At 51.9% G+C, this 12,553-nt stretch carries 6 protein-coding genes; all 6 read left to right on the forward strand.

Annotated elements, in window-relative coordinates:
- The first annotated feature begins 52 nt into the window (after nucleotides 1-52).
- Entirely contained in the window at nucleotides 53-2,371 is a 2,319-nt protein-coding gene (locus BOC67_RS13660) for an NADP-dependent malic enzyme (RefSeq protein ID WP_291910899.1), read from the forward strand.
- A 109-nt stretch (nucleotides 2,372-2,480) separates the two neighbouring features.
- Entirely contained in the window at nucleotides 2,481-3,512 is a 1,032-nt protein-coding gene (locus BOC67_RS13665) for a hypothetical protein (protein WP_291910900.1), read from the forward strand.
- 62 nt (nucleotides 3,513-3,574) lie between these two features.
- Entirely contained in the window at nucleotides 3,575-4,318 is a 744-nt protein-coding gene (locus BOC67_RS13670; RefSeq protein WP_291910901.1) for an ABC transporter permease, read from the forward strand.
- A gap of 16 nt (nucleotides 4,319-4,334) precedes the next feature.
- Nucleotides 4,335-5,177, forward strand: a complete 843-nt coding sequence (locus tag BOC67_RS13675) for an ABC transporter ATP-binding protein (protein WP_291910902.1) — start codon at nucleotides 4,335-4,337, stop codon at nucleotides 5,175-5,177.
- 177 nt (nucleotides 5,178-5,354) lie between these two features.
- The gene (gene sucD / locus BOC67_RS13680) at nucleotides 5,355-6,242 is read left to right on the forward strand and encodes a succinate--CoA ligase subunit alpha (protein ID WP_291910903.1); all 888 of its coding nucleotides are present in this window, start codon (nucleotides 5,355-5,357) and stop codon (nucleotides 6,240-6,242) included.
- Nucleotides 6,243-6,341: 99 nt separating this feature from the next.
- Nucleotides 6,342-12,392, forward strand: a complete 6,051-nt coding sequence (locus tag BOC67_RS13685; protein ID WP_291910904.1) for an MG2 domain-containing protein — start codon at nucleotides 6,342-6,344, stop codon at nucleotides 12,390-12,392.
- The last annotated feature ends 161 nt before the right edge of the window (nucleotides 12,393-12,553 follow it).

A 12,553-nucleotide genomic window follows, 5' to 3' on the forward strand; every position in this document is an offset into this window, starting at 1 on the left:
TACTGCAATACTTCGTATATTGCACGCCCAATTACAACAATCTAAACTTGATATGGCAAAAAAACTGAACAAGCAGGATGCATTAGACTATCATGCAAAAGGCAGGCCGGGCAAAATTGAAGTAGTACCTACGAAAAATACAAAATCACAATGGGACCTCTCCCTCGCTTATTCTCCAGGTGTAGCCGAACCGTGTAAGGAGATTTACAACGATCCGGAAAATGTTTACAAATATACAGCCAAAGGTAACCTGGTAGGGGTAATCAGCAATGGTACCGCCGTACTGGGCCTCGGAGATATTGGTCCTGAAGCAGGCAAGCCTGTGATGGAAGGTAAAGGTGTATTGTTCAAGATTTTTGCTGACATCGACGTATTTGATATTGAATTGAATGCCAAAGATCCGGATAGCTTCGTAGCCGCTGTGAAAGCGCTGGAGCCTACCTTCGGTGGTATCAACCTCGAGGATATCAAGAGCCCGGAATGCTTTGAAATCGAAGACAGACTGCGTAAAGAGCTGAAAATACCTGTAATGCACGACGACCAGCACGGTACGGCGATCATTTCAAGCGCAGCCCTCCTCAACGGTCTGGAACTGGTAAAAAAGAAAATTGATAAAGTTAAGATAGTAGTGAACGGCGCCGGCGCAGCCGCTATGGCCTGCGTTCGCCTCTACCTGGCGCTGGGCGCGAAGCTGGAAAACTTCATCCTCTTCGATAAAGACGGGGTGCTGAACACCGAGCGTAAGGACCTGAGCGCAATGCATATGCAATTTGCCACTAAGTCCAAAGTGAAAACACTGGCGGAAGCCATGAAAGGCGCGGACGTATTCCTCGGCCTCTCCGTAGGTAACGTGGTTACCCAGGATATGATCAAGAGCATGGCTAAAAACCCGATCGTTATGGCAATGGCAAACCCTGACCCTGAGATCGCGTACGACGCCGCCGTGGCAGCACGCCCCGACGTAATCATGGCTACCGGCCGCTCCGATTATCCCAACCAGGTAAACAACGTACTGGGCTTCCCGTACATCTTCCGCGGCGCCCTCGACGTGAGAGCCACGCAGATCAACGAAGCCATGAAACTGGCCGCTGTACGCGCCCTGGCCGAACTGGCCAAATCCCCGGTGCCGGATATCGTGAACCTCGCATACAATGAAAAAAATATCTTCTTCGGTCCTAAATACATCATTCCAAAACCACTGGACCCACGCCTGCTGAGCACTGTAGCGCCGGCAGTGGCTAAAGCGGCGATGGAAAGCGGTGTGGCCACACATCCTATCACGGACTGGGAAGCTTATAAAGTAGAACTCAACGGTCGCCTCGGACTGGACAACCAGCTGTTCCGCGTGATCGGCACCAAAGCGCGCCGCGATCCAAGGAAAGTGGTATTCGCAGAGGCGGATAATATCAAAGTGCTGAAAGCCGCACAGGTAGTGAACGACGAAGGTATCGCCATTCCGATCCTGCTCGGTAACGAAGCCCGTATCCGTAACCTCGCTGCGGAACATGCCATCGACATTGAAGACATCCAGCTGATCGATCCTAAGAGCGATGAAATGCAGGAAAAACGCCACAAATTCGGAGAACTGTTCTTCGAAAAGCGCAAGCGTAAAGGCTTTAACCTGTATGAAGCGAAGAAGGTAATGCGCGAGCGTAACTACTTCGGCTGTATGATGGTGGAAACCGGTGAAGCGGATGCGCTGATCTCCGGCCTGACCCGTAAATACCCTGATACCATCCGCCCGGCACTGCAGGTGATCGGTATGGAAGAAGGCGTGAAGAAGGTAGCAGGTATGTACATCATCCAAACCAAACGCGGACCGCTGTTCCTGGCTGATACCACCGTCAACTTCAACCCTACCGCGGAAGAACTGGCAGAGATCACCCTGATGGTGGCAAAAGAAGTGCAACACTTCAACATCACCCCGCGCATCGCGATGCTGTCGTACTCCAACTTCGGTTCCAGCCCAACCCCTGAAGCGCAGCTGGTGGCCAAAGCCCGCGATATCGTGAAGCAAAGAAATCCTTCGCTGATCGTGGATGGCGAAATCCAGGCAGCAATGGCCTTTAACAAGGAAATCCTGAAGGATAACTATCCTTTCACGGAGCTGATGGATGGAGAAGTGAACACCCTCATCTTCCCTAACCTGACCGCAGGTAACGTCGCCTACAACCTCCTGCAGGAAGTAGCCGGCTTTGACGCCATCGGTCCGGTATTGCTGGGTATGAAAAAGCCGGTACACATTCTGCAACTGGGTAGCACCGTACGCCAGATTGTGAACATGGTGAACATCGCCGTGGTAGACGCGCAGGAGAAATGCTGCCGCGATAAAAAGGCGGATGATAAATCCAAAGGCAAGAAAAAGAAATAATCTGGTCTGATAATATAGCCATCAGCGTGAGGATGCGGTACAACCACCGCCATGCTCACGCTGATGGCTTTTTTGCGCGCAGCTTTCCGAAATGTGCTATATTTAAGTCATGCAGGAAATCTCCAGAAAAAAGATATTTTTCCCGATCAACCAGGCCTTCCGGAACTACCTGAAGCTCTACGAACGGGAGGTGAAATTGCCGGTGGACTACCAGGAACTGCGGTATTACGAATATGCCATTCCCGTGTACGACAAACAGGGGAAGGACACCCTCTGGGAAACCGTGTTTTACCCGCATAGCATGCAGGACGCCATTCACGCAGGGCTGAAACGCATCTACTCCATCCTCAAGGCCGGGGGCGACCAAACGGCGGAAGAGCATTTGCACATCGAGCGGATCGACTACTGTACCTTCGGTAACAGCCACCCTTTCCGGATCAAGATCGTCAATAACTACAACGAGGTGTACGATTATTTTTATGTGAAGATTGCCGACGCTTCCCGCATCTACGGCCTGGAGCTGGAACATATACTGTCCCCGTACTGGATGAACTTCCTCATTGACGGCAACACGCTGGTGGAAGAGCATATTGCCGGCGTGCCGGGAGATCAGTTTATTGAACACTGGCTGCACCGGCCGGAGTTTAACCCCAAGCGCATCGCCAAAGAGTTTGTGAAGTTCAACGAGCGCTGTTTTGTACGCCTGCTGGGCGATATGCGCAGCTATAACTTCGTATTTGATATTACCCCTGATTTTGACGATGTGCAGTTCCGCATCCGGGCGATCGACTTTGACCAGCAGTTTTATGAAGGCAAGCGCACCCTCTACATGCCCCAGTTCTTCAAGGAAAACCGGGTATTCGTGGAGCTGGCCATCCGCCACCTGAATGCCGAGGTGGTAAAGCAGTACCAGCAGGAGGAGCGGGCGCTCATGGCCCGCCGCATCAAGGTGCAGCGGCACCGTATCAAGGACCTCCGGGATGTGATCATGACGGATCGTGTATCCTTCCCCGAGAAGATCCACCAGCTGGGCAGCGAGCTGGCGGAATATTATCATGATCAGGCTTTTTCCAGGTGCAAGTCCATGGGGGAGATTGTGGAACGCAGCCTGAAACGCCTGCTGGTTAGCAGCTTGAAATAGCCGGTTTATTTAATCGGAAATTCAGTGACGTTTGATAAAATCTGTCATATCTTTGGCCGGTTATGGAATTCAGATTCTTTTATCATTTTGGAAACTATTTACTGATGCTGAAAGGCATGTTTTCCCGCCCGGAAAACATGAAGATGTACTGGAAACAGTTTATGCAGCAGTGCGTGGATATCGGCGTAGGGTCGTTCGGGATAGTATTCATCATTTCCCTCTTCATGGGTGGGGTTACCACCCTGCAAACCGCCTACCAGCTTGTAAACCCAATCATTCCTAAAAGTACTATCGCCCAGGTAGTGCGGGATACCATTATTCTTGAATTTGCGCCTACCCTTACCAGTATTGTACTGGCGGGCGTGGTAGGCTCCAAAATAGCCTCCGAGCTGGGGAATATGCGCGTGACCGAGCAGATAGATGCGCTCGAGATCATGGGTATTAACACCAAAGGCTACCTCATCTTGCCTAAAATACTGGCAGCCTTACTCATGATTCCGATACTGGTAATGATTTCAGGGTTTCTCGGGGTTTGGGGCGGTAAGGAAGCCGGCGTGCTCTCCGGCATCATCTCTCCGGATGAATTCCTGCAGGGCTTAAGGCAGGATTTCAGGGCCTATAACGTATTTTTCGCACTGGCGAAGTCCTATACCTTCGGATTTATTATTGCCAGCGTATCCGCCTATTACGGGTATAACGTAAAAGGGGGCGCCCTGGAAATCGGTAAGGCCAGTACCACCTCGGTAGTGGTGAGCTGCGTGCTGGTGCTGTTTATGGACTACGCATTGACAGCCATTTTACTCTAAGCTATTTCTACTAATCATGATCGAACTGCAAGACATAAAAAAAGGCTTTGGGGATAAAGAGATTTTGAAAGGCGTTTCCGCGGTAATGGAGTCCGGTAAGGTAAACCTGATTATCGGCGCCAGCGGCAGCGGAAAAACCGTGATGATGAAGTGTATGGTAGGGCTGATTGAGGTGGATGCCGGCAAAATCCTCTACGACGGGAAGGACTTTACCAACATGGATACCCACGAGCGTAAAGTGATCCGCCAGGAGATAGGCATGCTGTTCCAGGGCTCGGCCTTGTTTGACAGTATGACGGTGGAGCAGAATGTAATGTTTCCTTTGGAAATGTTCGGAACAGGCAGCTACCGCGATAAGAAAAAGCGCGTGGCGGAATGCCTGGAAAGGGTGAACCTGAAAGATGCCGCCAAAAAGTTTCCCGCGGAAATTTCCGGGGGGATGAAAAAAAGGGTGGGCATTGCCCGGGCCATCGTGCTGAACCCGAAATACCTGTTTTGCGATGAGCCCAACTCCGGGCTGGATCCGCAAACATCTTTGCTGATCGACCAGCTGATCAAGGAACTGACCGTAGAATACAATATCACCACCGTTATCAACACCCACGATATGAATACCGTGATGGAAAGCGGGGACCATATCGTGTACATGTACCAGGGCCAGAAGCAGTGGGAAGGCTCCAATAAGGAAATAGTGTTTAGTAACGACCAGTTGCTGAACGACTTCATCTTTGCCTCCGAGTTCCTCCGGGAAGCGAAGGAAATGCGTCAGCATGAGCTGTTTAGTAGCGGTAAATGGAAGGAAGACTTGAAGAATAAAGCGGGCAACCCGGCCGGCGGCGACCGGCAAAAGCCGGAATAAACAGTGTTCAGTGCGCCCCTGCGTACAAATTTTCTTCCGGGACTTATTGGTACATAACGTAAATTGCAAAACGCAACGGATTCCGGGAGGGCTAAATTGCAGAATTGTTCAATTCAGCTTATTTTTGCCTCACCGGAGAAAATAAATATTATAAAATAAACCAATAAAACAAGCGCGATGAGTGTTTTAGTTAATAAGGATAGTAAGGTGATTGTGCAAGGATTTACCGGTACAGAAGGTACTTTCCACGCCACACAGATGATCGATTACGGAACCAATGTAGTAGGTGGCGTTACGCCTGGTAAGGGTGGCACCACTCACCTGGAGCGCCCGGTATTCAATACCGTTGCGGATGCAGTAAAAGCTACCGGTGCGAACGTTTCAATCATTTTTGTGCCGCCGGCATTTGCCGCTGACGCTATCATGGAAGCTGCCGAAGCTGGCGTAGCCCTGGTGGTATGTATCACTGAAGGTATCCCTGTTCAGGACATGATTAAAGCCAAAAACTTCCTGGTAGGTACTAACACTCGCCTCATCGGACCTAACTGCCCTGGCGTTATCACTGCGGAAGAAGCTAAAGTGGGTATCATGCCTGGCTTTATCTTCAAAAAAGGTAAGATCGGTATCGTATCCAAATCCGGTACCCTGACTTACGAAGCGGCTGACCAGGTGGTTAAAGCTGGTCTGGGTGTGTCTACCGCTATCGGTATCGGTGGCGATCCGATCATCGGCACCCCCACCAAAGATGCAGTGGAACTGCTGATGAACGATCCTGAAACCGAAGGTATCATCATGATCGGTGAAATCGGCGGTAGCATGGAAGCTGACGCTGCGCGCTGGATCAAAGAACACGGTACCAAACCGGTGGTAGGTTTCATCGCTGGTCAAACCGCTCCTCCGGGCCGCCGTATGGGCCACGCAGGCGCTATCATCGGTGGTGCGGAAGATACCGCTGCCGCTAAAATGAAAATCATGGCTGAATGCGGCGTTCACGTTGTAGAAAGCCCTGCCAATATCGGTAAAACCATGGCGGAAGTGCTGAGCAAAAAAGCTGCACTGGCTTAATTTTCCGGTAAGTAATATATTCTGAAAAGGTGGAGAGTAATGGGTATTTACCTATACTTTTCACCTTTTTCTTTTACTCCAATTCCAAATAAACCCATTATGCGTACCCTGTTAGCATTGTGCATTGTTTTAACCTTAACCGTTACCAACACCATGGCCCAGTCAGATTATAACAAATTATGGAAAGAAGTAGAACAGCTGGAGAAAGAAGGGCTGACCACTTCCGGCGCTAAAAAGGTGGACGAAATCTTCCGCAAGGCTGCCGCCGGTAATAACCAGGAACAAAGGATCAAAGCCCTGATCTATCAGCTGAAGTACGCTTCCGCCCTGAAAGACAGTAGTCTAGATTATGGCCTAACCCGGCTCGATAAAGAAATTGCCGATGCGCAGGGCCCCGCCAAGGCCATCCTCCAAAGCATGAAGGGGGAAGTGCTGTGGGCCTACCTGCAGTCTAATTCCTACACCCTCCTCAACCGCCTGGATGTGGTGGACGATCAGAACCCGGATATCCGCACCTGGTCCGCCCAAAGGCTGACCAATGCCATCACGCAGGCCTACGAAGCTTCCCTCAGCCACCCGGAACCGCTGAAAAAAGCCCCCCTGGCTGCCTACAACCAGATTATCGCTAAAGGCGAAAATGCCGAAGGGCTGCAGCCTACGGTGTACGACCTGCTGGCGTACCGGGCCATCAATTATTTCCGCTCCGGTTACAGCAACATCCGTAGGCCAGCCAACCAGTTTGAACTGACGGACCCCGCTGCTTTTGCGCCGGCTTCGCAGTTTGCCAAACATGCCTTTACCTCCACCGATACCAGCAGCCTGCAATGGAAAGCCCTGCGGCTCTACCAGGACCTCGTGGCCTTCCACCTCCAGGATCCGCAGCCAGCAGCACTCGCCGAAGCGGATGTGCAACGCATCAAATACGCAAAAGAGATCAGCGTTGCAGCGGATAAGGACGAGTTGTACAACGGCGCGCTTACCCAAATGCTGCAAGCCTACAAAACCAGCCCCGCCTATGCTACCGTGGCCGCCCTGAAGGCGGAAACCCTCCTGGAAGGGCTTCCCCTGGGCTTGTACGATATTAAATCAGCCACCCCGGCCCAGCACCAGCAGCTTAGCCAGGTCCTGGAAATTTGCGATAACGCCCTGAAAGCGTTTCCCAAAGCGGCAGGCGCAGCTGAATGCCAGAACATCAAAAACCGGCTGCTGCATCCTGAAATAGAGCTGACCACCGAGAAAGTAAATGTGCCCGGTCAACCCCTGCGCATACTCACCAAATACAGGAATACCGGCGCCGCCTATTTCAAACTGATCCCCGTTACGGAAAGCCAGTGGAGCAACGCGCTGAAGGACATGCAGTGGTACGACGATCATCAACTGATCCTGCAACTCATAAAAAGTACGCCCGGCGTGCGCACCTGGAGTCAGTCGCTGCCGGCCGGCACGGACCATTTTGCCCATGCCGCCGAAGTGAAAGTTGACGCCCTGCAGCCAGGGATGTACCTGCTGCTGATGAGTGCTGACGCCAGCTTCAATATCATGGATAACCTGATGGTGGGCAAGTTCTTCAACGTGTCGGACATCGCTTTCCTCGGTAGCGACTCCACCCTCTACGCGCTGGACCGCACTACCGGCCAGCCTTTGCCGGGCGCGAAGCTGGAAATCCGTACCATGACCCCTAACCCGGATACCAAAAAGCTGGAACAGGTTTTTACTGGTACTACCGATAACAATGGAAAAATAACTGTTAACTATACCACCAAACGCTATGCGGATAAATGGATGTTGTGGTCCTACAAAGGCCAGCAGCTGATCGTTTCGCGTGTTAACGACTATGCCTTCCGGGTTGGCGGCACGGTGGCGCCGCCGGCAAATGAAGAAAACAGAACGGTGTTCTTCTTTACGGACAGAGGCCTGTACCGCCCCGGACAAGTGGTGTATTTCAAAGGCATAGCCCTGCAAAAAGAAAAGAATAAGGACAGCCGCATATTGCCTGCCTTTAAAACCACCGTGGAGCTGCGGGATGCCAACGACGAAGTGATAGACTCCGTAGCTGTTACCACCAATGACTTTGGGGCTTTCTCCGGTAAGTTCACCCTGCCGCCGGGCCGCCTGACGGGCAGCTACCGGCTGACGGAAACCGTCGCGCATTCCAGCGCGGGTTTCAACGTGGAAGAATACAAACGTCCTAAGTTTGAAGTCAAATTTGACCCGGTAAAAGTAGCTTATCGTGTAGGCGATACCGTTACTGCGCAAGGCCAGGCTATTGCCTTTGCAGGAAATAATGTCGATGGCGCCATGGTGAGCTACCGCGTAGTGCGCATACCGCGCTTCCCTTATCCGTGGCTGGCCTACAAGTTCTATGGCCCAAGGGGCAACAGCCAGGAAATTGTGAACGGCGCTACCACTACGGATGCGCAGGGCAAATTCAGGATTCAGTTTACCGCCGTTCCGGATAAAACAATCGACACAGCGCTGGCGCCTTATTTCGTGTACCAGGTATCAGCCACGGTAACGGATATTAATGGCGAAACCCGCAGCCAGGTACAGGAAATCAACGCAGGCTACCAAACCATTTTATTGTCGCTCCAGGTAGATGCCTGGGACAAGGTGAGCATTAAAACCACCAACCTCAACGGGGAGTTTGAGCCGGCCAGCCTGCAGCTGCGCGTGCAGCCGGTGCAACCGCTGGATCGCCTCCTGCGGGAAAGGTACTGGGAGCAACCGGATCAGTTTATCTACACCGCGGAAGAATATGCGAAGCTGTTTCCGCTGGATGTTTACAAGGATGAAGACCAGTTGCAGCACCGCCCCCTGCTGCCTGCCGTTTTTGAAAAGCAGCTGGCCAGCGTGAAAGAAGGGATTACCGATCCGGGATATAAGAAGCTTAAACCCGGCTACTACCAGCTGGAAGTAACGGCCACCCCTGCCAAAGGTAAGCCGGTAGTGCAAAAAGCCATTTTTGAAGTAACTGAAGCGGGTAAGGAAACCATGCCTTATCCGATGTACACCTGGTACCATACAGAAAAAAAATCCTACAAACCCGGCGAACAGGCAGTGATAAAAATCGCTTCCGCCAAAGATGCCTACGTGTTGCAGGAAGAAATGCGGGGAGAGCAACCGGCGGTTGTGACAGCTTTTAAACTAACTAATACGGATACACGAAAATACCAACTGACGCAAGCGGATTTGGGAGGCCTGCAGGTTAATTACAACTGGATCAGGGATAACCGCTTCCAGCGCATCGCTGTCATGCTCCCCGTTGCCACCGCGGATAAACAATTGAAAGTAGAGCTGGGAGCGCACCGCGATAAGCTGGCGCCCGGCGAAAAAGAGAAATGGTCCGTTAAGATCACCGGCGAAAATGCGCAAAAAGTACAGGCCTCTTTGCTGGCCGGTATGTACGACGCTTCGCTGGATGCGCTGCGGCCTTTCGCATGGAGCCTGCCGCTATGGGGCAGCGCCAATTATGAGCGCATGGGATTGAATATGCAGGATAACAGCGGTTCGGAAATAGCCTCCGTTATTAGCTTTGCGCAGGATAAAAATAAATATACCTATGTAGTTTATCCTTCGCTGAACTGGTTTGGCTGGGGACTGGACCTCACCGGCAGGCACAGGATCTATGGGATGAGAGGCGGCGGTAATCCCGGCGCCGTAACCATGGTGAAGGAAGACGTTATGTATGAACGCGCCAGGCCGGCGGCAGCGCCACTGGCTAAGATGGCAAAAGGAGAGGCGATGGCCGCTGCCGCAGATGCAACCAGTGCAGCGCCCACGCCGCCTGCGGCAACTGCTACGGAAGCGCCGGCAAAAGCCCGCGCCAATTTCAACGAAACCGCTTTCTTCTTCCCTGATTTAAGAACAGATGCGGCCGGCAATGTATCCTTTGAATTCGCTATGCCGGAAGCCCTTACCAAATGGAAGTTCCAAGGCCTGGCCAATACGAAGGAAGCAGCGTTTGGCCTGCTGTCAGCAGAAATCGTAACGCAGAAAACATTGATGGTGCAGCCTTTTGCGCCGAGGTTCATGCGGGAAGGAGATAAAATTAATTTCACTGCCAAGATCAGTAACCTGGCGGATTCCCAGCTGATAGGCCAGGCGCGGCTGGAACTGCTGGATGCCGCTACCATGCAGCCGGTGGATGGCTGGTTCCAGAATATTTTCCCGGTGCAGCACTTTACTGCCAAAGCTGGTCAGAGTACGCAGGTGGCCTTCCCGTTGCAGGTGCCTAACGGTTTCGGTAGTACGTTAATTTACCGGATCACTGCGCAGGCGGGTAACTTCAGCGATGGCGAAGAGAACGCGCTGCCAGTGCTGACCAATCGTATGCTGGTAACGGAATCCGTGCCGCTGTCGATGACAGGTGATGGTAAAAAAGCAGTCACCTTCAAAAAGCTGGAAGAAAGCGGCAACTCCGAAACCCTGCAACAGCATGCGGTTACAGTGGAGTACACCAGCAATCCTGCCTGGTACACCGTACAGGCGTTACCGTACCTGATGGAGTATCCGTATGATTGTGCGGAGCAGGTGTTTAACAGGTATTACGCCAATGTGCTCGGCTCCTGGATTGTAGGCCAGCGCCCGGCGATTAAGGAGATATTTGAAAAGTGGAAAACAACCGATACCGCTGCGCTGATGAGCAACCTGGAAAAGAACCAGGACCTGAAGTCGCTCCTCTTGCAGCAAACGCCCTGGGTGCTGGATGCGAAAAATGAAAATCAGCAGAAGCATAACATTGCCAAACTCTTTGATGCGGCAACTATTCAAACCGGCGCTGAGCAAGCGTTGCAACAGCTGGCTGCGAAGCAGAACCACAACGGTTCCTTCCCGTGGTTTGCCGGCCTGGCGGACGATCGTTTTATTACCCAATATATCGTGGCAGGCATAGGCAGGCTGAATAGCCTCACGGGCCAGCGCAACGCCCGGGCAAACGCGATCGCTGAAAAGGCTATTCAATACCTGGATGCAAGAGTGGTAGCGGACTACAAACGAATGATGGCGCAGAAGCCCAAGCCGGAAAACCAGCATGTTTACGGTATCGATATCCAGTATCTCTACGCCAGGAGTTTCTTTGACGTGGCCAAAAGCGGGGACGTTACTGCGGTTCACAACTACTACCTGAAACTGGCGAAGCAGGACTGGCTCAAGTTTACGCTGTATGAAAAAGCGATGACTGCATTGGTGTTGTACCGCCTCAATGACAAAGTAACGGCAACGGCTATACTAAAATCACTGAAGGAGAATGCGATCGTTTCCCCGGAAATGGGCATGTATTGGAAAGCCAATACCGGCGGGTATTTCTGGAGCCAGGCGCCGGTGGAAACACAGGCGATGCTGATCGATGCATTCAGTACCATTGCGGGCGACAAGCAGGCCGCTGCGCAGATGAAAACCTGGTTGCTGAAGCATAAACAAACCAATAACTGGAATACGACGAAAGCAACGGCGGATGGTTGTTATGCGATGCTCATCGGTGGCGACAACTGGCTGGCTGCCGCGCCAACAGTGGATATTCAGCTCGGTTCCATCGATATTAACAGCGCGAATGAAAATGCAGAAGCGGGAACAGGTTATATCCGTAAGCAGTTCAACGGGAAAGACGTAAAACCTGCCATGGGCAAAATAACAGTGGCGGTGAAAGGCAGCAATGGCCAGCCTTCCTGGGGAGCCGTGTACTGGCAATACTTTGAGCAGCTGGATAAAATCACCGCGGCGCAAACGCCGCTGTCCATCGAAAAGCAGTTATACAAGGAAGTAAATGCCGCCAACGGTCCGGTGTTAACGCAACTGAAGGATGGCAATGAGTTGCACGTGGGCGATAAACTGAAAGCAAGAATTATTTTGCGGGTCGACAGGGATATGGAATACGTACACCTGAAAGACATGCGTGCAGCGGCTTTTGAACCGGTGAACGTGCTGAGTACCGCCAAATGGCAGGGCGGCCTGGGCTACTATGAAAGCACGAAGGATGCCAGTACGGACTTCTTCTTCAGCGCTTTGCCCAAAGGCACGTGGGTGTTTGAATACCCGATGTACGTAACGCATGAAGGCGCCTTCTCCAACGGCGTAGCTACGGCGCAATGTATGTACGCGCCTGAATTTAATGCGCATAGCGAGGGTATTAATGTGAGGGTGGTAGAAAGATAAAAGTTCGCAACATAAAAGTGTAAAGAGCGCCGAAAGGCGCTTTTTATGCTTTATGCCATTGGCCACGGTGGCGCTATCCGGAACGGTGTTCCAGGACCTTGATGCCGCGTGGATTACGCCTGCCTGACTGAAAAGTATAAACCGCCAATCAAACTGTTTTA

The sequence above is a fragment of the Chitinophaga sp. CB10 genome, from assembly GCA_001870995.2.
In the GTDB taxonomy this organism is placed as follows: domain Bacteria; phylum Bacteroidota; class Bacteroidia; order Chitinophagales; family Chitinophagaceae; genus Chitinophaga.

Coding starts and splice junctions, on each gene's coding strand:
- BOC67_RS13660 (WP_291910899.1), top strand. CDS start 53: ATGGCAAAAAAACTGAACAAGCAGGATGCATTAGACTATCATGCAAAA.
- BOC67_RS13665 (WP_291910900.1), top strand. CDS start 2,481: ATGCAGGAAATCTCCAGAAAAAAGATATTTTTCCCGATCAACCAGGCC.
- BOC67_RS13670 (WP_291910901.1), top strand. CDS start 3,575: ATGGAATTCAGATTCTTTTATCATTTTGGAAACTATTTACTGATGCTG.
- BOC67_RS13675 (WP_291910902.1), top strand. CDS start 4,335: ATGATCGAACTGCAAGACATAAAAAAAGGCTTTGGGGATAAAGAGATT.
- sucD (WP_291910903.1), top strand. CDS start 5,355: ATGAGTGTTTTAGTTAATAAGGATAGTAAGGTGATTGTGCAAGGATTT.
- BOC67_RS13685 (WP_291910904.1), top strand. CDS start 6,342: ATGCGTACCCTGTTAGCATTGTGCATTGTTTTAACCTTAACCGTTACC.